20 protein-coding genes are annotated in these 25,053 nt (G+C 75.0%); 12 read left to right on the top strand and 8 right to left on the bottom strand.

Annotated features, from left to right (window positions below; genetic code table 11):
* The first annotated feature begins 293 nt into the window (after positions 1-293).
* The 9 genes from glmU (at position 294) to D459_RS0106895 (ending at position 8,909) form a co-directional block, all read left to right on the top strand.
* Positions 294-1,748 carry a bifunctional UDP-N-acetylglucosamine diphosphorylase/glucosamine-1-phosphate N-acetyltransferase GlmU gene (gene glmU, locus D459_RS0106855; protein WP_020380078.1) on the top strand — a complete coding sequence of 485 codons (1,455 nt, stop codon included), beginning with the start codon at positions 294-296 and terminating at the stop codon, positions 1,746-1,748.
* A gap of 66 nt (positions 1,749-1,814) precedes the next feature.
* Positions 1,815-2,786, top strand: coding sequence for a ribose-phosphate diphosphokinase (locus D459_RS0106860; protein ID WP_020380079.1), 972 nt, complete (start codon positions 1,815-1,817; stop codon positions 2,784-2,786).
* Positions 2,787-3,066: 280 nt separating this feature from the next.
* On the top strand, positions 3,067-3,675 hold the full coding sequence (locus D459_RS0106865) for a 50S ribosomal protein L25/general stress protein Ctc (protein ID WP_017592256.1): 609 nt from the start codon (positions 3,067-3,069) through the stop codon (positions 3,673-3,675).
* Positions 3,676-3,820: 145 nt separating this feature from the next.
* Entirely contained in the window at positions 3,821-4,402 is a 582-nt protein-coding gene (gene pth, locus D459_RS0106870; RefSeq protein ID WP_020380080.1) for an aminoacyl-tRNA hydrolase, read from the top strand.
* 219 nt (positions 4,403-4,621) lie between these two features.
* Positions 4,622-4,936 (top strand): sugar transferase, encoded by a 315-nt coding sequence (locus D459_RS37540; protein WP_017592258.1) that lies wholly within the window; start codon positions 4,622-4,624, stop codon positions 4,934-4,936.
* Positions 4,933-5,724, top strand: a complete 792-nt coding sequence (locus D459_RS0106880) for a 3'(2'),5'-bisphosphate nucleotidase CysQ (protein WP_026120128.1) — start codon at positions 4,933-4,935, stop codon at positions 5,722-5,724. The genes D459_RS37540 and D459_RS0106880 overlap by 4 nt, the downstream gene beginning before the upstream one ends.
* Positions 5,725-5,776: 52 nt before the next feature.
* Positions 5,777-6,703, top strand: coding sequence for a sulfate adenylyltransferase subunit CysD (gene cysD / locus D459_RS0106885; RefSeq protein ID WP_017592260.1), 927 nt, complete (start codon positions 5,777-5,779; stop codon positions 6,701-6,703).
* Positions 6,704-6,753: 50 nt separating this feature from the next.
* Positions 6,754-8,040 (top strand): sulfate adenylyltransferase subunit 1, encoded by a 1,287-nt coding sequence (locus tag D459_RS0106890; RefSeq protein ID WP_017592261.1) that lies wholly within the window; start codon positions 6,754-6,756, stop codon positions 8,038-8,040.
* A 617-nt stretch (positions 8,041-8,657) separates the two neighbouring features.
* Entirely contained in the window at positions 8,658-8,909 is a 252-nt protein-coding gene (locus D459_RS0106895) for a hypothetical protein (protein WP_017592262.1), read from the top strand.
* Positions 8,910-9,146: 237 nt separating this feature from the next.
* Here D459_RS0106895 and D459_RS0106900 read toward each other — a convergent pair whose 3' ends face one another.
* The 5 genes from D459_RS0106900 to mfd form a co-directional block, all read right to left on the bottom strand.
* On the bottom strand, positions 9,147-10,694 hold the full coding sequence (locus D459_RS0106900) for a glycosyltransferase (RefSeq protein ID WP_017592263.1): 1,548 nt from the start codon (positions 10,692-10,694) through the stop codon (positions 9,147-9,149).
* A complete protein-coding gene (locus D459_RS36505; RefSeq protein ID WP_017592264.1) occupies positions 10,691-11,158 on the bottom strand; it encodes a glycosyltransferase family 28 protein in 468 nt (155 codons plus the stop codon). The genes D459_RS0106900 and D459_RS36505 overlap by 4 nt, the downstream gene beginning before the upstream one ends.
* A gap of 226 nt (positions 11,159-11,384) precedes the next feature.
* The gene (locus D459_RS0106910; RefSeq protein WP_017592265.1) at positions 11,385-12,644 is read right to left on the bottom strand and encodes a phosphotransferase; all 1,260 of its coding nucleotides are present in this window, start codon (positions 12,642-12,644) and stop codon (positions 11,385-11,387) included.
* Entirely contained in the window at positions 12,641-13,045 is a 405-nt protein-coding gene (locus tag D459_RS36760; RefSeq protein WP_152522915.1) for a hypothetical protein, read from the bottom strand. The genes D459_RS0106910 and D459_RS36760 overlap by 4 nt, the downstream gene beginning before the upstream one ends.
* Before the next feature lie 615 nt (positions 13,046-13,660).
* Complete coding sequence (gene mfd, locus D459_RS0106920; protein ID WP_026120129.1) at positions 13,661-17,242, bottom strand: transcription-repair coupling factor; 3,582 nt, start codon at positions 17,240-17,242, stop codon at positions 13,661-13,663.
* A 377-nt stretch (positions 17,243-17,619) separates the two neighbouring features.
* Here mfd and cysC point away from each other — a divergent pair, with 377 nt between their 5' ends.
* Together cysC and D459_RS0106930 are read left to right on the top strand one after the other, a co-directional pair.
* A complete protein-coding gene (gene cysC, locus D459_RS0106925) occupies positions 17,620-19,152 on the top strand; it encodes an adenylyl-sulfate kinase (RefSeq protein WP_017592268.1) in 1,533 nt (510 codons plus the stop codon).
* 41 nt (positions 19,153-19,193) lie between these two features.
* Positions 19,194-19,931 carry a MazG family protein gene (locus D459_RS0106930; RefSeq protein WP_017592269.1) on the top strand — a complete coding sequence of 246 codons (738 nt, stop codon included), beginning with the start codon at positions 19,194-19,196 and terminating at the stop codon, positions 19,929-19,931.
* Between the two features lie 75 nt (positions 19,932-20,006).
* On the opposite strand, the gene D459_RS0106935 is transcribed toward D459_RS0106930, so the two are convergent.
* A complete protein-coding gene (locus D459_RS0106935) occupies positions 20,007-21,392 on the bottom strand; it encodes an FtsW/RodA/SpoVE family cell cycle protein (RefSeq protein WP_026120130.1) in 1,386 nt (461 codons plus the stop codon).
* Between the two features lie 133 nt (positions 21,393-21,525).
* Positions 21,526-22,752: an FAD-dependent monooxygenase gene (locus D459_RS0106940; protein WP_017592271.1), complete on the bottom strand. Its 1,227-nt coding sequence runs from the start codon at positions 22,750-22,752 to the stop codon at positions 21,526-21,528.
* A gap of 171 nt (positions 22,753-22,923) precedes the next feature.
* On the opposite strand from D459_RS0106940, the gene D459_RS0106945 reads away from it, so the two are divergent.
* Positions 22,924-23,463, top strand: coding sequence for a TetR/AcrR family transcriptional regulator (locus tag D459_RS0106945; protein WP_017592272.1), 540 nt, complete (start codon positions 22,924-22,926; stop codon positions 23,461-23,463).
* Between the two features lie 174 nt (positions 23,464-23,637).
* On the opposite strand, the gene D459_RS0106950 is transcribed toward D459_RS0106945, so the two are convergent.
* Positions 23,638-25,017, bottom strand: coding sequence for an amidohydrolase family protein (locus D459_RS0106950; RefSeq protein ID WP_017592273.1), 1,380 nt, complete (start codon positions 25,015-25,017; stop codon positions 23,638-23,640).
* Positions 25,018-25,053: the final 36 nt, after the last annotated feature.

Raw genomic sequence — 25,053 nt, forward strand, 5'->3', positions numbered from 1 at the left:
AGCGCCGGTGGGCGCCTCCGCCCGCCCGTCGTCCACAGGGGTGTGGACCGGTCAGTGAAAGCCGGACGGGCGCATGTATCCTTCCCATGTCGGCCCCTGGGTCGCCCCTGTTCCGCGTGCGGTGGGCGCTCGTTCGAGCGTCCGCTCCAGCCCTGTGGCCCCGCGGGCCCGCGGGGGCGCCCCGTCGCGTCGGCGCGGTCACGTCGGCGGCGCGGCCCCGGTCCGTTCCGGGCCTCGGCGTGGCGAGTTCGACTTTTGCACCCATCCGCCAGCGACATGAGGAGTCTCCGCCAGTGAGCGTGAGCCGCCCGGCTGCCGTCATCGTCCTCGCGGCGGGCGAGGGCACCCGTATGAAGTCCAGGCTTCCCAAGGTCCTGCACGAGCTCTGCGGGCGGCCCATGCTCGGCCATGTGCTCGCCGCCGCCGGCGAGCTCGGCCCCGAGCGGACCGTCGTCGTCGTGGGGCACGGCCGGGAGCAGGTCGCCGAGTACCTGAAGGAGGCGGCCCCGCAGGTCGCCACCGCCGTGCAGGACGAGCAGAACGGCACCGGGCACGCGGTCCGGATGGCCGTGCAGGAGCTCGCCGCGCAGGGCGTCGAGCTCTCCGGCACCGTCGTGCTCGCCTACGGCGACACCCCGCTGCTGCGCGGCCGCACCCTGGCCGACCTCGTCGCCGCGCACGAGTCCGCCGGCAACGCGGTGACCGTGCTCTCCGCGAAGGTGCCCGACCCGGCCGGCTACGGCCGGGTGGTGCGCGACGCCGGCGGCGCCTTCACCGAGATCGTCGAGCACGCCGACGCCGACGAGGCGCAGCGCGCCGTGGACGAGATCAACTCCGGCATGTACGCCTTCGACGGCGCGCTGCTGGCCCGGGTGGTCGACCGGCTCTCCACCGACAACGCCAAGGGCGAGGAGTACATCACCGACGCCGTGGCGATCCTGCGCGGCGACGGGCACCGGGTGGACGCCGCCGCCGCCGAGGACTGGGTGGAGATCCAGGGCGTGAACGACCGGGTGCAGCTCGCCGAGGCGCGCCGGCTGCTCAACGACCGGCTGCTCGAAGCGCACATGCGGGCCGGCGTCACCGTGGTCGACCCGGCCTCCACCTGGGTGGACGCCGAGGTCGAGATCGGCCGGGACGCGCTGGTCGAGCCGGGCACCCGGCTGCGCGGCCGCACCCGGATCGGCGAGGGCGCGGTGGTCGGCCCGGGCAGCACCCTGACCGACACCTCGGTGGGCGCCGACGCGGAGGTCCGCGAGACCTACGCGGAGTCGGCCGAGATCGGCCCGGGGGCCAAGGTGGGCCCCTTCGCCTACCTGCGCCCCGGCGCGGAGCTGCGGGACGGCTCGAAGGTCGGCACCTTCGTCGAGGTGAAGAAGTCCACCATCGGTGCGGGATCGAAGGTCCCCCACCTCACCTACGTGGGCGACGCCGACATCGGCGAGGGCGTCAACATCGGCGCCTCCTCGGTGTTCGTGAACTACGACGGCGTGAACAAGTACCGGACCACCATCGGAGACCACGCCCGCACCGGCAGCGACAACATGTTCGTCGCGCCGGTGAAGGTGGGGGAGGGCGCCTACACCGGCGCCGGCACGGTGGTCCGCAAGGACGTCCCACCCGGCGCGCTCGCGGTCTCGGCCGGCGAGCAGCGCAACATCGAGGGGTGGGTGCAGCGGCGCCGTCCGGGCACGCCCGCGGCGGAGGCCGCGGAGCGGGCGCTCGGTGACGGGCAGGACCGCGAATAACGTCGCCGGCAGGGCGAACGGCATCGCCGGCTAGGCGAGTGAACTGTGTCTGTGGGGGATTCAGAAGTGACCGGCATCAAGGCCGCGGGTCAGAAGAAGCTCATGCTCTTCTCCGGGCGTACCCATCCGGAGCTGGCGGAGCAGGTGGCCGAGCAGCTGGGCATCCAGGTGGTGCCGACGAAGTTCCAGGACTTCGCCAACGGCGAGATGTACGTCCGCTACCTGGAGTCGGCGCGCGGGAGCGACGCCTTCGTGCTGCAGTCGCACTCGGGTGCGATCAACGAGTCCATCATGGAGCAGCTGATCATGGTGGACGCGCTGAAGCGCGCCTCGGCCAAGCGGATCACGGTGATCACACCGTTCCTGGGCTACGCCCGGCAGGACAAGAAGCACCTGGGGCGGGAGCCGATCACCGCGCGGCTGATGACGGACCTGTTCGCCACCGCCGGCGCGGACCGGCTGATGGCGATCGATCTGCACACCGACCAGATCCAGGGCTTCTTCGACGGCCCGGTGGACCACCTGTTCGCGCTTCCGCTGCTGGCGGACTACATCAAGGACAAGGTCGCCGGGGCCGAGGCCACGGTGGTCTCGCCGGACGCCGGGCGGGTGCGCACCGCGGACCGGTGGGCGGACCGGCTGGGCCTGCCGCTGGCGATCATCCACAAGCGGCGCGACCCGGAGGTCGCCAACCAGGTCAAGGTGCACGAGGTCGTCGGCGAGGTGGAGGGCCGCACCTGCATCCTGGTGGACGACATGATCGACACCGCCGGGACGATCGTGAAGGCGGCCGACGCCCTCTTCGAGCAGGGCGCGAGCAACGTGATCGCGGCGGCCACGCACGGCGTGCTGTCCGGGCCGGCCGCGGAGCGGCTGCAGAACTCGAAGATCTCCGAGGTCGTGATCACCAACTCGCTCCCCATCCCCAAGGAGCGGGATTTCGAGAAGCTGACGCAGCTGTCCATCGCACCGCTGCTGGCCCGCGCGATCAACGAGGTGTTCAGCGACGGCTCGGTCACCAGCCTGTTCGAGGGCTGACCGGGTGCGGCCGGGAGGGGCGCGCGGCGCCCCTCCCGGTGCTCGCTGTGCCGAACCCGTCCGCTGAGGCAGTAGACTGGACGGAGTGTCCCCGTGTCCGCGGGGTCCACGCGTTCGCGGAGTGTTCGCCTTCCGCGGGCGCCGTGCCCGGGCGCGGCGCGCTTCGGCGTCTCCGCCTGCCCGCGGGACAGATCCCGTGAGCTCTCCCGTCCCGCGGGAGTCGTTTCAGAGAAGTCGTGTTCCCCGCCGCCGCGGGGACGAACCTCCGAGGAGTTTTGTCGTGTCCGAGGTACGCATCGCTGCCGAGCCGCGCACGGAATTCGGCAAGGGCGCCGCGCGTCGCGCCCGCCGCGCGGGTAAGGTGCCGGCCGTCCTCTACGGCCACGGCACCGAGCCGCGCCACATCACGCTTCCCGGCCATGACCTGATGCTGGCCCTGAAGACCCCGAACGTGCTGCTGCGCGTGGACGGTGTCGAGGGCGCCGAGAACCTGGTCCTGCCCAAGAGCGTGCAGCGGGACCCGATCAAGGGCTTCCTGGAGCACGTCGACCTGCTCGTCGTGAAGAAGGGCGAGAAGGTCAACGTCGAGATCGCGGTGACCCTCACCGGCGAGGTCGCCCCCGGCGGCATCGTCACCCAGGACCTGGTCTCGGTCGAGGTCGCCGCCGAGGCGACCCACATCCCCGAGGGCGTGGAGTTCTCGGTGGAGGGCCTCGAGGTCGGCACCAGCGTCACCGCCGCCGAGCTCAAGCTGCCGGCCGGCGTCGAGCTGGTCACCGACCCGGAGGCGATCGTGCTGAGCGTTTCGGCGCCGGCCGCCGAGGAGCCCGCCGAGGGCGAGGGCGAAGAGGCCGCCGAGGGCGAGGCCGCGGAGGCCTCCGCCGAGTAGTCGGCCTTTCCTTTTCCGGTTCTTTCCGAACGGAAGCGGGTCTTTTTCGATGCGTGGTCTCCTAAGGCGTGTGCTGGGAGGCCGCGCATCGTTGTCTGTGCGGGATGCGGCCGGTCCGGAGCGGGCCGGGGACGGGGAGACGGGCGTGGCGGAGACCGAGCGGTGGCTGGTGGTCGGGTTGGGCAACCCGGGGCCGAAGTACGCCGGCAACCGGCACAACATCGGTTTCATGGTGGTGGAGGCGCTGGCCGAGCGGCGGCGCGACCGGTGGAAGGCGCACAAGGTGCACGCCGAGGTGGCCGAGTCGCGGGTGGCGGGCGCCCCCGCGGTGCTGGCCAAGCCGCGCAGCTACATGAACCTCTCCGGGGGCCCGGTGTCCGGTCTGAGCCGGTTCTACAAGGTCCCGATGGAGCGCATCGTGGTGGTCCACGACGACATGGACATCGCGTTCGGCGCGGTCAAGCTGAAGCGGGGCGGCGGCTCCGGCGGCCACAACGGCCTGCGGTCGATCACCGCGTCCCTGTCCGGTCCGGACTACCTGCGGGTGCGGGTGGGGGTGGGCCGCCCGCCGGGGCGGATGGACCCCGCGGCCTACGTGCTGAAGGACTTCTCCTCGACGGAGCGCAAGGACCTCCCGCTGGAGGTGGAGCGGGCTGCGGACGCGGTGGAGGCGCTGATCGGCGAGGGGCTGGAGCGCGCGCAGAACGTCTTCCACACCGCCTCCTGATTCCGTACCGCCTCCCGGTCTCCGGGCCGGCGGAGCGGAGGACCCGGTCCGCGGACCGGGTCTTTTCTCGCTCCCGCTCCGTCACCGTGTGCGATCGGACGGACGCGACCGGTCGCCCTCCGCAGGCCGGAGCCCGGCCCGCGCCTCCTCCTCTGCGCAGCGCCGCGGACGGCGGGCCGGCGACGTTCCGGCGGGCGGGCCCTTGCCCGGTTCCGTACCATGGTTGCGGCGGCCGAAGAGCCGAAGGACGCGCCGGCGGCCGCCGACGGGCACGACGGTGTGCCGCTCAGGAAGCGCGGGGGCCCTCGGAGGCCGCCCGAGGAGGCGCGCGCCACGGGCACGGCGCGCGCGGGCGCCGAGCCGGGGACGACCGGGGCGTGGCAGGTGAGCGGGCGATCCGATCCCTCCTGGGAGGAGTCGGTCCGCCTGGATCCCCGTTACGTGGAAAACTGGTCGCCGACTTCGGACGTGCAGATCCTTTGGAAGACGTGGTCAGCGGTGATCCGCGGGGCGGGAGCGTACAGAGGCCGGTGAGCAGCATCAGAAACGATCATGAGGTGGCGCGGGACCTGGCGACCGAGGCGGGGCAGCGGCTGCTCCGGCTGCGGGCCCGGCACGGGTTCGCCGAGCCGGAGGTGCTGCGCACCCTGGGCGACCGGACCTCCCATGAGTTCCTCTTCTCCGCGCTGGGGCGGCTGCGCCCGAGCGACGCGGTCCTCTCCGAGGAGGGGGTGGACGATCCGGCGCGGGCGAGCGCCCGGCGGGTGTGGATCATCGACCCGCTGGACGGAACCCGGGAGTTCGCCGAGGCGGGCCGGACCGACTGGGCGGTGCACGTGGCGCTGTGGGAGAACGGCGAGCTGGCGGCGGGCGCGGTGGCGCTCCCGGCGCAGGGCAGCGCGCTGTCCACGGTGGACCCGCCGTGGCTGCCCGACGAGCGCCCGGCCGACCAGCGGCTCCGCATCACCACCAGCAGGACCCGGCCGCCGGCGTTCGTGGAGCTGATGGCCAACCGGCTCGGCGCGGAGGTCGTGCCGATGGGGTCGGCGGGGGCGAAGATCTGCGCGGTGCTGCTCGGGATCGCCGACATCTACGTGCACGCGGGCGGGCAGTACGAGTGGGACAGCGCGGCCCCGGTGGCGGTGGCGAAGGCCGCCGGCCTGCACGCCTCCCGGATCGACGGCTCCGAGCTGCGGTACAACGAGTCGGATCCGTCACTTCCGGATATCCTTGTATGCCGACCGGAATTGTCGGGTATGTTGTTGGCCAGCATCCGCGAAGTGGCGGATCGGGACGGGGCGGGTCCGCACTCGGTGAACTGATCGCGACCGGGGCGCTCCCGTCCGGCGTGACGCACGGGAGCGAGGCGGAAAGATGGGCACCACTGCGGAGGCGGGGCGGTACCGGCTGTCCCAGCTGGATCACCTCGAGGCCGAGGCGCTCTTCATCATGCGCGAGGTCGCCGCGGAGTTCGAGCGCCCCGTGCTGCTCTTCTCCGGCGGCAAGGACTCCATCGTCCTGCTGCACCTGGCGCAGAAGGCGTTCTGGCCGGGCCGCATCCCGTTCGCGGTGATGCACGTCGACACCGGGCACAACTTCCCCGAGGTGATGGACTTCCGCGACCGCCGGGTCGCCGAGGCCGGCGTCGAGCTGGTGGTCGCCTCGGTGCAGGACCAGATCGACCAGGGCAAGGTCACCGAGCCCACCGGCCGCTGGGCCAGCCGGAACCGGCTGCAGACCGCGGCGCTGCTGGAGGCGATCGAGGAGCACGGCTTCGACGCCGCCTTCGGCGGCGCCCGCCGGGACGAGGAGAAGGCCCGCGCCAAGGAGCGGGTCTTCTCCTTCCGCGACGAGTTCGGCCAGTGGGACCCCAAGGCACAGCGCCCGGAGCTGTGGGGCCTGTACAACACCCGGATCGAGCGCGGCGAGCACATCCGGGTCTTCCCCATCTCCAACTGGACCGAGCTGGACGTGTGGGGCTACATCGCCCGGGAGGGCCTGGAGCTGCCCTCGATCTACCGCGCGCACCGGCGCCGGGTCTTCGAGCGGGACGGCATCCTGCTCGCCGACGGGCCGTTCGTGAACCGGGACGCCGACGAAGAGGTCTTCGAGGCCAGCGTCCGCTACCGCACCGTCGGCGACATGTCCTGCACCGGCGCGGTCCGCTCCACGGCCACCGGGATCGAGGAGATCATCGCCGAGATCGCCGCGACCCGGATCACCGAGCGCGGCCAGACCCGGGCCGACGACCGCGCGAGCGAGGCGGCCATGGAGGACCGCAAGCGCGAAGGCTACTTCTGACCCCTGCCCCCGCCCCCTCCCCGGTCCCGACTCCCCTGGAAGCGCGAGCAATGAGCACTGACATCCTGCGGTTCGCCACGGCCGGCTCGGTCGACGACGGCAAGAGCACCCTGATCGGGCGCCTCCTCTACGACTCCAAGTCCATCTTCGAAGACCAGCTCGACGCGGTGGAGCGGACCAGCCGCAGCCGCGGCGAGGAGCAGGCCAACCTGGCGCTGCTCACCGACGGGCTGCGCGCCGAGCGCGAGCAGGGCATCACCATCGACGTGGCCTACCGCTACTTCGCCACGCCCCGGCGGACGTTCATCATCGCCGACACCCCCGGGCACATCCAGTACACCCGGAACATGGTGACCGGCGCGTCGACCGCCGACCTGGCGGTCATCCTGGTGGACGCGCGCAAGGGCCTGCAGGAGCAGAGCCGCCGGCACGCGTTCCTGGCCACCCTGCTCCAGGTGCCGCACCTGGTGGTGGCGGTGAACAAGATGGACCTGGTCGACTACGACCGGGACCGGTTCGAGGAGATCCGCCGCGAGTTCACCGACTTCGCCGCCAAGCTGGACGTCGCCGACCTGGCGTTCATCCCGATCTCGGCGCTGCACGGCGACAACGTGGTGGAGCGCTCCCCGGAGATGCCCTGGTACGAGGGGCCGTCGCTGCTGCACCACCTGGAGAACGTGCACATCGCCTCGGACCGGAACCTGATCGACGCCCGGTTCCCGGTGCAGTACGTGGTCCGGCCGCACAAGGCCGACGACCCCGAGCTGCACGATTACCGGGGCTACGCGGGCCAGGTGGCCGGCGGCGTGCTGCGCCGGGGCGACGAGGTGGTGCACCTGCCGTCCGGGCTGACCACCCGGATCAAGCGGATCGCGACCGCCGGCGGCGACGTGGACGAGGCGTTCTCCCCGATGTCGGTCACCCTGCTGCTGGAGGACGACATCGACGTCTCCCGCGGGGACATGATCTGCCGCCCGAACAACCGCCCCGCCGAGGCGCGGGACGTGCACGCGATGGTCTGCTGGATGTCGGAGGCCAAGAAGCTCACCCCGCGCTCCCGGCTGCTGGTCAAGCACACCACCCGCACCGCCAAGGTGATGGTCCGCGACCTGCTCTACCGGCTGGACGTCAACACCCTGCACCGGGACGAGTCCGCCGACGGGCTGGACCTCAACGAGATCGGCCGGGTCGTGCTCCGCGCGGCCCAGCCGCTCTTCGTCGACCCCTACAAGCGGAACCGGGCCACCGGCGGCTTCATCCTGATCGACGAGCACACCAACGCCACGGTGGGCGCCGGAATGGTACTCGCCTGCGACCGAGCTCCCGCCCTGCGATGATCTCCGCGCCGCGGCCCCGTCGGAGCGCGCCGGCAGGGCCGCGGCGCCGGGATCACCGGGGAGGGGCGGCCGGGCCGGTGAGGCGCAGCGGCAGTTCGGCGGCGATGTACCGCATCCCGCCGCCGGGTGCCGCCCGGAGGGGGTACCGCCCGGCGGCGGAGTGCCGGGCAGGGGGCGGCCGGGGGCGGGAGAGAGGGCCGCTCCGGGGCGGGCGGCGGCGTCCACCTGCGGAGAGTCCTGTGTTCCCCGCCGCGCGATGGCGGTTCCGCTTCATCGTCGCGCCCCCTGAACTGGGGACCACCGCCGAATGCGGCGGATATCGGGGGCCCGGTCCGCCGATCGCGCGCCCAGGCGGGCAGCGGCCGGCCGTCTCCGCCCGGACCTTTCCGGAGCGGTGCAGATCCGGATATCGAGCCGGTCCGGATCCCGGCCCCGGCCGTCGGCGGCCCTGTGCGATTCGCGGATTCCGCGCCCTCGCGGGGGACTTGAGGATTTCGCCCGATCGGTGCGGAGACACGCCGCGATCCACCGCATTGAGTGGTCGTATCGGCACTCATGGTAATTGCTCGTGGTGTGCCCGGAGGGCGCGGCCATGGCGAGCCGGGAGGGGGCCGACGATGGTCGATGAGCGGTGGACCGGTGTCCGGACGCGGAGTGCGCGGGTGGGGGCGGCCGTGGCGGCCGCGGCCGTGCTGGTGGTGGCCTGCGGGGACGCGGGAACGGCCCGGCCGACCGGGCCGGAGCCCCCGCCGGCCCCGCCGAGCGGTGCGGAGACCGCGCCGCACCGCCCGCCCGAGGGCATGCCGCCGAACCCCTCACCCGGCCACGCGGCCCCGGGGCTGCCCGCCGCCGACCCGTCCGACCCGTAGCCGGACGGGCCCCGGGCCGCTTCCGCCTCCCGCAGGGAGTAAGCCGTCGACCACGGCGAGCGCGGCGATCGCCCGGGACCGCCCCCGCGCACGCGGGGCGCACGACCTGGAGGGCAACCTCCTGCCCTTTAGGGAGGGGCCATCCCCGCGCATGCGGGGCGCACCCTGCTCGAACGGGGGTTCTTCCGGGTGGGAACGCGGTTTCCGGCCACTTCCCGGAGCGGTGCGGCGGTCGGGTCAGAGGCCCCTGCCGCGGGTGTGCAGGGTGCGCAGGACGAACTCCGGGGAGAGGCCGCAGGCCACCGCCAGGGCCAGGTAGGCGCGGGGTTCCGCGGGGCGGGCGCGGAGGGTGGCCAGGGTCCAGCGGAGGGCGGCGCGGCGGCGGCCCGCGGCGGCCTCGGCGAAGGCGACCTGGCCGGCGATCCGGGCGTGGCCGCGGGGGACCAGCCGGAATTCCGGGTACTGCTCCAGGAGTCGGCCCAGCGCGGACGCGATGGTGCGCCATCGGCCCGCGAAGTGCGACCGGCGGTGCCAGAGCACCCGCACGCTGGTCTCCGGGACGGTGCGCACCGGTGCCCGCCGGGCCAGGCGGAGCAGCAGCTCGTAGTCCTCCGCGTAGCCGCCGGGCAGCTCCTCGTCGACGGCGCCGCAGCCGTCCACCAGCGCGCTGCGCCGGATCACGAAGGTGGACGGGTGCAGCTCGGCGAAGCGGGAGGCGAGCAGGTCGGCGAAGGCGACCGAGGTCCGGTCCAGCACCCGCTCGGCCTCGGTGCGCTCGTAGACGACCCGGATGCCGCAGCACACGATCTCGGCCCCCGGAGCGGCGAGCAGCGCCTCCACCTGGCGGCGGAGCTTCCCCGGCAGCCACGTGTCGTCGTCGTCGCAGAAGGCGACCAGCTCGCCGGAGGCGGCGAGGATGCCGGTGTTGCGGGCGCCCGCCAGGCCGGGGCTGCGGTTGTTGGCCATGACCCGCACCGGGCGGCGCGGGTCGTCGTCGGCCAGCGCCGGGTCGGGGTCGTCGTTGTCGAAGACCACGATGGTGCGCAGCACCCCGGGGTAGTCCTGCCCGGTGATCGAGCGCAGCGTGCGGCGGAGCAGGTCCGGTCGCTCCCGGGTGGGCACGATCGCGGTGACGTCCGGCCAGCCGGTGCGGTCCGGGGCGGCCGGGGCGGCCGGGGCGGGCGGCCGCTCGCCGGGCGCGGGCGGGGCGAGCAGGTCGATGAGCTCGCCGGCGCGGTGGGCGGCGGCCTCGGGGCGGGGGCCGGCCTCCGGGCCGATCCGGAACTCCCCGGGCCGGTCGACCGCCCGGTCCAGCGAGGTGGACAGCTGCTGCGGGCTGGAGCAGGAGCGCACCAGGTCGGAGGTGTCCAGCCGGGCGACGAAGCGCAGCTGGTGGTCGTCGGCGTGCTCGCCGAGCTCGGGGTCGCGGGCGACCGCGACGGGCAGGTGGCCGGCGCGGCGGGCGGCGACGATCGAACCGGGCCCGCCGTGGGTGACCACCACCGCCGCCTCGGACATGGCGTCGGCCAGCTCGCTGGGGGAGAGGAACTCGGCGGCCTCGGCGTGCGCGGGGCGCGGGGTCCGGCCGTGCTGCACCAGGACCCGGACGCCGGGGTGCTCCCGGGCGTAGGCGTCGGCCCAGGAGACCAGGCGGCGGAACGGGTGGCGGTCGGTGCCGACGGTGACCAGGACCAGCGGCCGCGGGTCGGGGGTGCCCGCCGGCGGCTCCGCGGGGACAGGGGCGGGAGTGGGAGCGGGCGCCGGGGCGTCGTCGATGTCGGTCACAGCAGCGGCCCCACGGTGATGGCGGACGGCATGAAGGCGCGCTGCTCCTCCCACTGGGCCAGGAAGAGGGTGGTGAAGGGGCGGCAGAGCCGGGCGGTCGGGGCGGGGGTCTCGATCCGGTCGTAGACCTCGATGTAGACGGTGGGCACCCGGAGCAGCCGGGCGAGGACGAAGAACGGCAGGGCGACGCCGGCGCCGGTGCTGACCACCGCGGCGGGGCGCCGGGCGGTGAGGACCCGGGCGGCCAGCCCGGTGTTGCGCAGCAGATCGGCGATGCGGCGTGTGGTGGGGCGGCGGGCCCAGTGCACCTCCTCGCCGTCGAGCAGCGCCGCGGCGTCGGGGGTGTCGAAGGTGACCCAGGCCCGTGCGCGCCCGGACCACCACGGGCGGAGCGACCACAGCTGGGCCAGGTGGCCGCCGCTGGAGGCGACGAGCAGGACCGGTGCGGGTGGCGTCGTTGGCACGCCGACATGATCGCATGACTTTGAGTGATCGAGTATTCGCTTTCAGTGAAACCGGTGGACCGGTCGCGGCCCGGGCGCGCGTCCGGCGGGCCGCTCGCCGGGGAACGGGCATGGGGCCTTTCCACGGGGCGGGGGTGTGCGCCCCGCCCCGCGGCGGCCGCGGCCCTCCGCCGCCTCGGTAACCGGTGGAGGCGGCGGAGGGCCGGGCGCCGGGGGCGGGGAGGGCTCAGCCGGGGAGGCCGGCCTCGGCGGTGGCGCGCTCGCCCAGCCCTTCCAGGGCGGGGAGCAGCCAGTCGTCGACGGCGGCCAGGTGCCCGCCGGCCTCGTCCCGGCGGTCCTGCAGGTAGCGGGCGGCCAGTTCGATCAGGTAGAGCGCCATCACGGTGGGCACGGCCTGCGGCCGCATCCCCGCGGCGGTGACCATCGGGTCGCACAGCAGCCGGGCGCCGGTGTCCAGCCAGCGGTGCACGCCGGGATGCACCCCGCCCTGCACGCACTCGTTGAGCTCGTAGTGCAGGGCGTCGAAGCCCAGCGGGGTGTCGAAGGCGAGCCGCTCCCAGTCCCAGACGAACGCGCGGCGCGGCGTGCCTGCCACGTTCCACCTGGTCAGGTCGCCGTGCCAGGCCCCGAACGGCAGCCGGACGGCGGGCAGGGCGCGCAGCGCCGCGCGCAGCCGGGGCGCCTCCGGGCGGCTGCCCAGGGAGTCGATCCGCTGCTCCAGGCGGGCGCGGTAGCCGCTCTCGGCCAGCACCTGATCCGGCCGCCGCTCCAGCGCCGCGATCTGCAGGACGCAGCGGAGCAGCTGGCGGCGGGTGGGCCGCTCGGTCTGCGCGCCGACCGGCAGCGCCTCCTGCACCAGCAGCGGGCGGCCGTTCCACTCGCCCTGGTGCAGCGGCCGGGGCACGGTGATGTCGGGCAGCCGGGCGTCGGCGAGCAGGTGCAGCGCCCGGGTCTCGTCCCGGACCAGCCGCGAGGTCAGGTCGTTCACCCCGACCTTGGCGTAGCCGACCGCCCTTCCGGCCGGGGTGAGCAGCAGCAGCACCGGTTTCCGGTTGGCCCGGGGCGGGCCGATGTGGATGGCGACCACGACCTCCCGGTCCAGCGCGGCGGCCAGGGCGTGCTCGATGGTCCGCCCGCTGCCCACCCGCAGCCGGTCGCGGAGCAGCAGCGGCGCGATGCCGCTGGCGAAGGCGGTGGTCAGCAGGGCGGTGCGGACCCTCTCCCGGAACGAGTGCCGCTGGGAGAACGCGGCGATGCCGCGCGCCGCCGCGTACCGGTCGGTGGCGGGCACGATCACCCGGGGGTTGTGCGCCGAGGGCACCGGCAGGTAGGCGCGGACCGCGGCGCCGCGCCCGCCGGTGTCCTCCCCGTCCGCGCCGGGGAGGCCCGGGTCCCCGCCGGCGGGCTCGGCCCCCCTGCCCATCAGCCCGCCGCAAGGCCAGAGGATCTCCGCCAGGTCGGTCAGGTAGCTGGTTTCCCCGTTCACCGCGCGACACCCCCCGCCGCCGCGGAGGCGCCGCGAGCCCGCCGCCCGAGCAGGGCGGCGGCGGCCATGGTGACCGCCGGCGGCGCCGTCAGCGCGACATGGAAGAACATGTACCAGAACAGCAGTGGGACCGATAGGAGGGCGGCCGGGCCGGCCGGCCCGGACGGCGGCCCCTCCACCGGGGAGCGGAAGGAGGGCCGCGGCGGCGCCGTCCCGAGCGGGAGCACGGTGGCCGGGAGGCGGCGGCCGGGCCGCATCGGTGCGCCGGCCGGACCGCCGGAACCGGGCGCCGCCGCCTCCGGTGCCGGGTCGGTGGACGCCGGGCCCGCCGCCGGCCGGAGGGGGAACAGCGCCCACAGGCCGGGGCCGGGCGGCGGGAGCATGCCGCGGGCGCGCTCCATCCGGCCCGCCCCGGCCGCCATAGGGACGGCGGGGACCCGGAACGCGGACCGGCCCGGGCCCGGCGCCCACCGGGGCGGGCGGCCGGAGGACGGCCGGACGGCGGGCCGTCCGGTGTGCCCGGTGCGCGCCTGGGCGGCGGGCGGCCCTGCGAGGACGGCCCGCATCACCGGGGCAGCGGCAGGTCGGCACGGGCGGCGGCCCGCCGGGGGCACGGCGCGTCCGTGTGGTCCCTGAGTTCCGGTCCGGCATCGGCGGTCTGCATGCGGCCCCCGGCCCCTTTCCCGCCGAGCGCGGCTCGGCGAATACTGGAGGTATCTTTACCGACACCAACAGTAGTCGTTTGAGGGTGCTGGGCGGTTGACCTACGGGGCGATTCCTGATCGTCCGAAACCGGAAAACAGGCTTCGGCGTGCGAATTCAGAGGGGGCCGGGGGTGCCCGGCCGCCCGTCGCCCCGGCCCGCCCCGTCACTCTGCGTGTTCATCGGTGCGGGTCGGGCCGCCCGGGAGACGGCCGGACGGAGAGCGGGAGGCCGGTGCCGCCGGGGCCGCCGCCCGGAGGGCGGGGCGGCCGGCGGCACCGGCCTCAGACCAGAGCGGCCGGCGGCACCCGGGGTCAGGCCGGGGTGGAGTCCTGCCGCAGCCGCTTGCCCGGCTCCAGCACGGACTGCACCAGGTCGGTGCACCAGGCCAGCAGCTCCAGGTCGCGCAGCTGCCTGCCGCCCAGGCCGCCGGCCTTGGGGACCGGCACCAGCAGGGTCCCGGAGGGCTCCTTGTAGACCGACTTGGGGTGCAGCCGGCGCAGCCGCAGCGCCTGCGACTCGCGCAGCTCCACCGGGGAGAACCGGATCTGGGAGCCCTGCAGCACCACGTCGGTCAGGCCGGCGGACTTGGCCAGCACCCGGAACCGGGCCACCTGGAGCAGGTTGTCCACCGGCTCCGGCGGGGCGCCGTACCGGTCCACCAGCTCCTCGCGGGCGGCCGCGATGTCCTCCTCGCCGGTGACCCCGGCGATCCGCTTGTAGGCCTGCAGCCGCAGCCGCTCGCCCGGGATGTAGTCGTGCGGGATGTGCGCGTCGACCGGCAGCTCCACCCGGGTCTCCGGCTCCTCGGCGGCGCCGTCGCCCTTGAGCTCGCGCACCGCCTCGCCGACCATCCGCACGTACAGGTCGAACCCGACCCCGGCGATGCTGCCGGACTGCTCGGCGCCGAGGATGTTGCCGGCGCCCCGGATCTCCAGGTCCTTCATGGCCACGTACATGCCGGCGCCGGTCTCGGTGTGCTGGGCGACCGTGGACAGCCGCTCGTGCGCGGTCTCGGTCAGCGGCTTCTCCGGCGGGTACAGGAAGTAGGCGTAGGCCCGCTCCCGGCCCCGGCCCACCCGGCCGCGCAGCTGGTGCAGCTGGGACAGCCCGTAGGTGTCGGCCCGGTCCACGATGAGCGTGTTGGCGTTGGGCACGTCCAGCCCGGACTCCACGATCGTGGTGGAGACCAGGACGTCGTAGTTCTTCTCCCAGAAGTCCACCATCACGCGTTCGAGCTGCTGCTCGTTCATCTGGCCGTGGGCGTAGGCGACCCGCGCCTCGGGCACCAGCCGGCTCAGCGCCGCGGCGGCCTTCTCGATCGAGGCGACCCGGTTGTGCACGAAGAACACCTGGCCCTCGCGCATCAGCTCGCGCCGGATCGCCGCCGCGATCTGCTTCTCCTCGTAGGGGCCGACGAAGGTGAGCACCGGGTGGCGCTCCTCCGGCGGGGTGAGGATGGTGGTCATCTCGCGGATGCCGGTCAGGCCCATCTCCAGGGTCCGCGGGATCGGGGTGGCCGACATGGCCAGCACGTCCACCTGGGTGCGCAGCCGCTTCAGCGCCTCCTTGTGCTCGACGCCGAACCGCTGCTCCTCGTCGATGATCACCAGGCCCAGGTTCTTGAACCGGGTCTCCCCGGACAGCAGCCGGTGGGTGCCGATGACCACGTCGATCTCGCCGCTGCGCAGCCCCTCCCGGGTCGCCTCCACCTCGGCGTCGGTCTGGAACCGCGACATCGGCCGGACCGACACCGGGAACGAGGCGTACCGCTCGCTGAACGTGGACAGGTGCTGCTGGACCAGCAGCGTGGTCGGCACCAGCAGCGCCACCTGCTTGCCGTCCTGGACGGCCTTGAACGCCGCCCGCACCGCCACCTCGGTCTTGCCGTAGCCGACGTCGCCGCAGATCAGCCGGTCCATCGGGACCGACTTCTCCATGTCCCGCTTGACCTCCTCGATCGCCGCGAGCTGGTCCGGGGTCTCGGCGTAGGGGAAGGCGTCCTCCAGCTCGCGCTGCCAGGGCGTGTCCGCGGCGAACGCGTGGCCGGGCGAGGCCTGGCGGGCCGAGTAGAGCCGGATCAGGTCGCCGGCGATCTCCCGGACGACCTTGCGGGCCCGGTTCTTGGTCTTGGTCCAGTCCGCCCCGCCCATCTTGGACAGGGTGGGCGCCTCGCCGCCGACGTACCGGGTGACCTCGTCCAGCTGGTCGGTGGGCACGAACAGCCGGTCGCCGGGCTGGCCGCGCTTGGAGGCGGCGTACTCGATGACCAGGTAGTCCCGGGTGGCGCCCTGGATGGTGCGGCTGACCATCTCGATGTAGCGGCCCACGCCGTGCTGCTCGTGCACCACGTGGTCGCCCGACTTGAGCTGCAGCGGGTCCACCGCGCCGCGCCGCCGGCTGGGCATCTTGCGCATGTCCCGGGTGGACGCGCGCTGCCCGGCCAGGTCGGTCTCGGTGAGCACCACGGTGCGCACCGAGCGCCACACGAAGCCGCGGTGCACCAGCCCGGTGGTCACGGTGGCCACCGACGGGTCGGGCGGCTCGGGCAGCCCCTCGGTGAGCCGGGTGCCCAGCCCCGCGCCGCGCAGCATGGAGACCAGCCGCTCGGCCGGGCCGTGCCCCTGGGTGAGCATGACCACCCGCCAGCCGTCGTGCAGCCAGCCCTTCACGTCGGCCAGGGCCCGCTCGGTGTCGCCGCGGTAGGCGTCGGCCTCGGCCGCGCCGATGGTCACCGGGGCGCCCGCCCCGGCCTCCTCGCCGGACTCGAACGGCGACAGCGTCCACCACGGCAGGCCGCGCCCGTCCGCCTGGGAGCGCAGCTCGGAGATGGAGGTGTAGGCCGACCCGCCCAGGTCGATCGGGGCCTCCCCGCCGGAGGCCGCGTTGATCCACGAGGCGTCCAGGAACTCCTTGCTGGTCGCCTCCAGCTCCAGGGCGCGGCTGCGGATCCGCTCGGGGTCGCAGCCGACGATGTGCGCGCCCTGCGGCAGGTAGTCGAAGAACGGCTGCATCCGGTCGGCCAGGACCGGCGCGAACGCCTCCATGCCCTCCACCGAGACGCCGTCGGCGAGCTTGCCCAGCACCTCGGCGAGCTGCGGGTGCTCGGCGGCCAGGGCGGCGGCGCGCTCGCGCACCGCCGGGGTGAGCAGCAGCTCCCGGCAGGGCGGGGCGAACAGCCCGGAGGCGGCGTCGGTGGCCCCGGAGTCGGGCAGCGACCGCTGGTCGGCCACCTGGAAGTAGCGGATCTCCTCCACCTGGTCGCCCCAGAACTCCAGCCGCAGCGGGTGCTCCTCGGTGGGCGGGAAGACGTCCAGGATGCCGCCGCGCACGGCCAGGTCGCCGCGCTTCTCCACCAGGTCGACCCGGGAGTACCCGGCGTCGACCAGGCCCTGCACCACGTCCTCCAGGGCGACCTCGTCGCCCGGGCGGACCCGCACCGGGGCCAGGTCGCCGAGCCCGCCGACCAGCGGCTGCAGCACGCTGCGCACCGGCGCCACGACCACCTTCAGCGGCGCGGCGAGCGGGTCGGAGGGGTCGGGGTGGGCCAGCCGGCGCAGCACCGCCAGGCGCCGGCCGACCGTGTCGGATCGGGGCGAGAGCCGCTCGTGCGGCAGCGTCTCCCAGGCCGGGAAGAGCGCGACCGAGTGCTCGGGGAGCAGCGACTCCAGCGCCTCGACGAGGTCGGAGGCCTCCCGCTCGGTCGCCGTCAGGGCGAGCACGGGGCGGCCCGCGCCCACCGGGGCGTCCGCGGCGAGCGCGCCCACCAGGAAGGGGCGGAGCGCCGCGGGGGCGACGACGTCGAGGCTGGGGTCGTGGCCGCTGCGAGCGGTCTCGATGGTCTGCTTGAGCGCCGGGTCGTCCACGACGGCGGCGAGAAGTCCAAAGAGGCTCATATCACCATTCAGGGGCGTGAGGCGGATGGTCCGATCGCGCGGCGTGACGTGGTGCCCGGCGCGGCGGCTGCGGAGGCCGCCCCCGGGCACCGGAGGGGCTCGGGCATGCGCGGCCGCGGGACGCCGTCGTTCGTGTGCGGGCTCCCCTCCGCCAAGCCTACTGCCGCCCCGCTTCCCCGGCACCCCGACCGGTGCTGATCCGCGCCGGCCTGCGGACGGGGCGACACAGTGGTCAACGGCGCCGCGGCCCGCGCTGTTCCCGGCGCCCGGACCCGGCGCCCGGCAGGTCGCGGGGGCCGGGCCGACCGCCCGCGCCGGACCCCGTGCCAATACGCTGTGCAGCGACGGACGGACTTCGGGCCAACGCGGAGGTCGGATTGAACACGGGGCGGGAAGAGGGAGCCGGGGCCGGCGGGCGGGTCCCGGTCCATGCGCCCGACGCGGTGAGCCTCGGCCACCTGGAGCTCATCCTGAACGGCGGATACCCGCTCCCGGGCTTCATGGGCGAGCGCGAGGCGCGCTCCGTGGCCGAGCACGGCCGGCTGCTCGGCGGCGAGCCGTGGCCGGTCCCGGTCACCCTCCCGGTCCCCGAGGAGCTGGCCGGCGCGGAGCGGGTGATCCTCTCCGACCCGGAAGGGGCGCCGCTGGCCGAACTGGAGGTCGCGGAGCGGTGGACGGCCGGCCCGGACGCCCCCGACGGCAGGGGCGCCGGCCCGCGGCTGGCCGGCGAGGTCGTGCTCGCCGGGCCGCCCGCCTACGGGGCGATGCGCTCGCTCCGCCTGCCCCCCGGGCAGCTGCGCGCCCGCCGGGAGGCCGAGGGCGGCGGCGGCCCGCTGCTCGCGGTGGTCGCCCGCGGCCCGCTGCACCACCGGGCGCTCTCCCGGATCCGCGCGGCCGCCGACTCGCTCGGCACCGACGGCTCCGCCGAGGTGCTGGTCCTGCTGGAGCTTCCGCTGGAGCGGGAGGGGGACGCCGCCGCGGTGCTGGCCGCCGAGCCGCTGATGCCGCCGCGGACCTGGTTCGCCGGGGTGCCGCTGCCGCCGGGCGCCGACGGCGACGCGCTCGCCCCCTACATCGCCCGCTCCTACGGGGCCACCCACCTGCTGGCCGACCCGGACGCCCCCGGGGCGGGCGGCGCCGCGCCGCCCGGCGGGCCGCTGCCGGCGGTCGACCCGGGCCCGTGGCGCTACGACACCGCCAAGGGCTCCTGGCGGCCGGCGGCCGAGGTGCCCGCGGAGCGCGCCGCCGACGAGCCGGCCCCGGCCGAGGTCGACGGCATGCTGGCCCGCGGCCGGCCGCTGCCGGCCTGGTTCACCCCGGCCCGGGTCGCCGCCGAGCTGGCCCGGCTCCGCCCGGCGCGCACCAGCCGCGGCCTGACCGTCTTCTTCACCGGCCTGTCCGGTTCGGGGAAGTCCACCGTGGCCCGCGGGGTCGCGGAGGGCGTCCGCAGGGCCGGGCGGACCGTCACCCTGCTCGACGGCGACGTGGTCCGCCGGATGCTCTCCAAGGGCCTCACCTTCTCCCGGGAGGACCGGGACATGAACATCCGCCGGATCGGCTACGTCGCCGCGGAGATCACCCGGCACGGCGGGGTGGCGGTGTGCGCGCCGATCGCGCCGTACGCGGCCACCCGGGCCGAGGTGCGCGCCATGGTCGAGGAGGGCGGCGACTTCTTCCTGGTGCACGTGGCCACCCCGCTGGAGGTGTGCGAGGCGCGCGACCGCAAGGGCCTCTACGCCAAGGCCCGCGCCGGGGAGATCCCCGAGTTCACCGGGGTCTCCGACCCTTACGAGGAGCCGGACGACGCCGACCTGGTGCTGGACACCGCCGGCGCGGACCCGGCGGAGTCGGTGGCCGAGGTCCTCTCCGCCCTGCGCGCGGGCGGCTGGCTCCCCGGAGCGACCCGCTAGCCCGCCCCCCATGCCTTGACGAACGTGAGGAGAAGCGGACGATGAGCGAAGAGCGGCCGGCCGGCGCCCCCGGCCGGCGGGTGCAGGACCTGGTCGAGGTCATGGACGTGCTGCGCCGCAAGTGCCCCTGGGACGCCGAGCAGACGCACGGGTCCCTGGCGAAGTACCTGATCGAAGAGGCCTACGAGACGCTGGAGACGATCGAGCGCGGCGACCTCGGCGCGCTCCGCGAAGAGCTCGGCGACGTGCTGCTGCAGGTCGTCTTCCACGCCCGGATCGCCCAGGAGCGCGGGGCGGACGGGTTCACCGTGGACGACGTCGCCGACGCGGTCATCGCCAAGCTGGTCCGGCGGCACCCGCACGTCTTCGCCGGCGTCGAGGTGGCCGGCACCGAGGAGGTGCGCGGCAACTGGGAGGCGATCAAGGCCGCCGAGCGCGCGGAGAAGGGGGACGCCGACGCCTCGGTGCTGGAGGGCGTCCCGTTCGCCCAGCCCGCCGTGCTGCTCTCCTACGAGCTGCAGAAGCGCGCGGTGCGCAACGGCGTCCCCGAGGACCTGATCGGCGACGACGGCGGGGAGGGCGGTGCGCTGTTCGCCGCGGTCGACGCGGACCGCCGCTCCGGCGGCGACCCGGAGATGGACCTGCGCGCGGCGGCCCGCCGGTTCGACGCCCGGGTGCGCGCGGCCGAGGCCGAGGCGCGCGCCGACGGCCGCGACCCGCGCTCGCTGACCGGGCAGGAGTGGCGCGACCACTGGTCCCGCTCCGCCACCCGGGACTGATCCCCGCCCCCGCCCTCGGGCGCTGAACGCGACGACGCCGCCGCCTCGAAGGCCGTCGAGACGGCGGCGTCGCGGTCATCGGGGGCGGAGCGGGATCATCTCGGTCGGCTCGTTCCCGGCGGGCTGCGGCGGCGGGCGGTGCGCGGCGTCGCTGATCCGCAGCCACAGCCCGACCACCACCCAGCCGGCGATCAGCGAGGAGCCGCCCGCGGAGAGGAACGGCGTGGTCATCCCGGTGAGCGGGATGAGCCGGGTGGCCCCGCCCAGCACCACGAAGACCTGGAAGGCGAAGAGGAACGCCAGCCCGCAGGCGAGCAGGGAGGCGAACCGCTCCCGGGCGTCCAGGGCGGCCCGGAAGCCCCGCTCCACCAGCAGGAGCAGCAGCACGAGCACGGCGGCCAGGCCGGTGAGGCCGTAGACCTCGCCGATGGAGACCAGGACCAGGTCGCTGTCGGCGGCGAAGATCCCGGTGGAGCGGGCGCCGCCGAACCCGGTCCCGGTCAGGCCCCCCTCGGCCAGCGCGAACAGCCCCTGCACCACCTGGTGGCTGCCGCCGGACTCGGCGTGGTAGACCTCGGGGTCGAAGGCGCGCAGCCAGATCTCGACCCGGCTCTGCACGTGCCAGAAGATCGCCCAGGCCGCGGCGGCCCCGGCGGAGAACATCAGCAGGCCGATGCCGACCCAGGACTTCCGCAGGGTGGCGGTGTAGAGCATGGCGAGGAAGACCGCGAACAGCAGCAGCGAGGTGCCCAGGTCCTTGGTGCCGACCAGCACCAGGATGGCGAACCCCCAGGCGATCGTCATCGGCCCCAGGTCGCGCATCCGGGGCAGGCTGAACACCTTCACCCCGCGCACCCGCAGCTGCCGCCCGGCGACCGCCAGCGCCTCACCCTTGTGCGACAGGTAGGCGGCGAGGAAGACGATCAGCACGACCTTGGCGAACTCCGAGGGCTGCACCGTGTAGCCGCCCACCGCGACCCAGCGGCGCGCCCCGTACAGCTCCACCCCGACGACCGGCAGCACCGGCAGCAGGAGCAGCACCAGGCCGGCGGCGGCCTGCAGGTAGGGGTAGCGCTGGAGCCGGCGCGGCTCGCGGACCAGCAGCAGCACGGCCGCGCAGGCCGCGGCGCCCAGCGCGGTCCAGGCGAGCTGCCGCCGCGCCTCGCCGTCCCAGGCGCCGTCCAGCCCGCCGATGACCGCCAGGCCGATCCCGTTGAGCGCCACCGCGACCGGCAGCAGCACCGGGTCGGCCCGCGGCGCGACCCGGCGCAGCAGCAGGTGCAGGGCGAGCGCGCCGCCGCCCAGCACCCCGGCGAAGAGCGGCAGCGCGGCGGGGACGGCGCCGTCCAGCTGGAGGCCGGCCAGCGCCACGGCGGAGGCCGACACCGCCAGCGCGGCGATCAGGAGCATCCCTTCCGAGGTGCGGGCGCCTGCTCCGCGCCCCGGTCCGGGTCTGGCCATTCCTCCTCGCAGGGGTCCGCGGCCGGCCCTGCGGGAGTAGGGGACCGGACCTCGATCCGGTACTGGAACCGGTTCTGGAGTCGGGGGCGCTGAGGGTCTTCCCCGTGCGCGGGGCGGGAAACGGCGATCCGGGTCACCCCGCGGCGCGGCGCGGGGCGCCCGGGTACTCCTTCAGCGCGATCGCGGTGGACGCCCGGTCCATCTTGGAGGAGAACCGGGCGAGCGCCGGGAGGCCCGCCGCGGCCCGCATCCCCAGCGACCGGACGCGCAGCCCGGTGCGCGTGGCGGGCAGCAGGAAGTCCATCCCGGCCTGCGCGATCTTCTGGTTGCGCCGGACGAAGCCGCGCATCTCCGCCTCGTAGCCGGCGAAGGCGCGCCGGTGGTCGCCGCCGGCCTCGGCCAGCTCCCCGGCGAGCACGTAGGCGCCGACCAGGGCCAGGCTGGACCCCTGGCCGGAGAGCGGCGAAGGGCAGTACCCGGCGTCGCCGAGCAGTACGACCCGCCCCCGCGACCAGCGGTCCATGCGGATCTGGGTGGCGGAGTCGAAATAGAGGTCGCCGGAGCGGTCCAGCCCTTCGAGGATCGCGGGGACCTCCCAGCCGGTGCCGGCGAACCGCTCGTGCAGCGCGGCCCGCTGCGCGCCGGCGTCCCGGTGGCGGACCGGCTCCCCTTCCCCGGACCGCATGGCCAGGATGGCGTAGGCGCGCTCATCCGGATCCTCGCCGCGGAGCGCGGCCAGCATGCCGGGGGTGTTGTAGAGCAGCACCTCCCGGTCCAGGCGGAGGTGGTTCTCCATGGTGAAGACCGACAGGTAGGCGCCGAGGAAGCGGCTGTGGCGCTCTTCGGGGCCGAAGACCGCCGAGCGGACCGGGGAGTGCAGCCCGTCCGCCCCGACGACCAGGTCGAACTCGCGGGGCGGGGCGGTGTCGAAGTCGGCCCGGACCCGGTCGCCCAGGTCCTCCACCCCGGTGACGGCGGTGCCGAACAGGTACTCGGTGCCGTCGGCCGAGGCGCCGTGCAGCAGCCGGGCGAGGTCGGTGCGGAGCAGCTCCACGTCGCGGCCGGAGGGGGAGAGCGCCCCGGCCCCGAGTCGGGCGCCCCGGCGGCCGTCCGGGGCGACGAGGGAGATGGAGCGGGTCTCGACGGCCGCGGCGCGGACGGCGCCGGCCAGCCCCATCCGCGCGGCGACCTCGGTGGCGGCGCCGCGCACGTCGATCGCCCAGCCGCCGGTGCGCAGCGCGGGCGCGCGCTCGGCCACGGTCGGCTCGAAGCCGCGTTCGCGGAGCCAGTAGGCGAGGGCGGGCCCGGCGATGCCGGCCCCGGCGATGAGGACGGTGCGGGCGGGAGCGGTTCCGGGCATGGGGTCCCTCCGTTCCGGGCCGCGCGGGCGCCGCCGGTCGTGCGCCGGGAGCGCGCCCCTGCCGCCGACGCTACCCCGCTTACTTGCCGCCCGGCAAGTAACTTACCGGGCGGCAGGTAGTGGGATAGGATGGCGGGGACGGGCGGAGACGGGCAGAGAGAAGGGGGCGCCGTGCCGAGGCGGAACGCCGACACCCGGGCGGAGATCCGGGAGACCGCGCTGGAGCTCTTCGGGCAGCAGGGGTTCTCCGACACCAGCCTGCGCCAGATCGCCGAGCGGCTGGAGATCACCAAGGCGGCGCTCTACTATCACTTCCCCTCGAAGCAGGAGCTGCTCGCCGAGGTGGTCCAGCCGCTCCTGCAGGAGGGCGAGGCGCTGCTGGAACGGGCCGAGGCGGAAGGGGAGCCCTCCCTCGACCGGTTCCTGGAGGAGTACTTCGACCTGATGCGCCGGCACCGGGCGGTGCTGCACGTCCTCCTCTTCGACATGGGGGCGATCGCCCGGCTCACCGACATCGTCCCGACCCTGCTGACCTGGCGGGAGCGGGCCGCCAAGGTGATCTTCGGCGGCGACCTCACCGAGGAGCGGCTGGCCCTGGCGGTGTTCGCCGTCGGCGGCCTGCAGGACGTCGCCTTCCTCCCGGGCGAGTCCCCCGGCACCGCCCTGCGCGACGCCGCCGTCGACGCCGCCCTGCGCGTCCTCAAGGGCTGACCGGGCCCCGGCCCCCGCCCATCCGGAGGGCGCCCCGGCCGGTCCGCGGAGGCCGCCGGGCCGCCGTCCGGGGTCCGGGAGACCGGGACCGGTCAGGGGCGGCCCGCCCCTTGCGCCCCCGCGGCCGGGGGAGGGCCGGGCCCGGCCCGGCGGACTCGCGTTCGGCGGCGCGGGTCACGCCCCGTCGCCGGCGGCGGCCCGCTCCACCTCGGCCAGCAGGGCCTCGCGCTCCGCGGGGCCGATGTGCCGTCCGCGCGTCACCACGGCGTGGATCCGGGCGGTGTTGCCGATGTCCTCCAGCGGGTCCGCGTCCAGGATCAGCAGGTCGGCGACCTTCCCGGGCTCCACGGTCCCGGACCGCGACTCGCGGCCGAGGAAGCGGGCCGGCTCGATGGTGGCGGTCTGCAGGGCGCGCATCGGGGTCAGGCCCGCCCCGACCATCAGCTCCAGCTCCTGGTGCAGGCCGAACCCGGGGAGGACGCCCGGGGCCTGCGGGTCGGTCCCGGCGAGCAGCCGGACCCCGGCGTCGTCCATCGCGGCGACGGCCGCGCGGCGCATCTCGAACAGCACGCGGCGCTTGGCGCCCTCGGCCGCGCCGCGCCGCTTCAGGTAGACCTCGTCCAGCACGGACGACCACATCTGCGCGGTCCACGGAGGGGCGTAGCGCAGCCGCGGGTCGGTCAGCCGGACCCGCTCGGGCAGGTCCAGGTACTGGTGCATGACGAGGGTGGGGCAGTAGGCGACGTCGTTGGCGACCATGCGTCCGAACACCGAGGCGGACTCGGCCGGCCCGTAGGTGTTGGCCGCCTCCCACTCCACGGCGTTGACCTGCTGGAACCAGCTGGAGTAGTGGGTGTCCGGCTCGGTGCGGATCCGGGCCATCGCGGCCTCCAGCGCCTCGGAGTCCCGGGAGGTCGCGGGCCAGAGCCCGTGCACGTGCTCGAAGGAGCGCTGGCCCGACTCGATCTGCTCGGCGAAGGGCACGTGGTCGGAGCGGTGCCCGGCCACCGGGATGTCCAGCCGGCGGGCCTCGTCCAGGAGCGCGCGGTAGGACTCCGCGTCGATCCTGGAGTAGACCTTCACGAAGTCGGCCCCCTCGTCCTTGGTCTCGTTGACCGCCCTGCGCGCCTCCCGGGGGCCGGCGACGACGGTCGGCGGCTGGGGGCCGGGGAGGTCCCCCCAGAGCGACGGGGCGCCGTCGATCAGGTTCCCGGCGATGGACCAGCGGGGGCCGAGCAGCTCGCCGGCCTCCACCCGGTCGCGGAGCCGCCTCGTCTCCTCCGTGCCCCACATCTCGCGCACCGCGGTGACCCCCATGAGGACGTAGAGGGCGGGGATGATCCGCTCGTCGCCGTTGCTGTGCGTGTGCGCGTCGGTGAGGCCGGGGAGCAGGTACCGGCCGGTGAGGTCGATGGTCTCCGCCCCTTCCGGCACCGGGGTCCGGGAGGAGGGGCCGACGGCGGCGATCACGCCGTCCTCGACCAGCACGGTGCGGTCGGGGAGCGGCGGGGCGCCGGTGGCGTCGATGACGGTGGCGTGGACGTAGGCCTTCATGGGCTTCTCCCTGGTCGTCGGGGGGTGGTGGACGCG

The sequence above is a fragment of the Nocardiopsis potens DSM 45234 genome, assembly GCF_000341105.1.
Lineage (GTDB): Bacteria > Actinomycetota > Actinomycetes > Streptosporangiales > Streptosporangiaceae > Nocardiopsis_A > Nocardiopsis_A potens.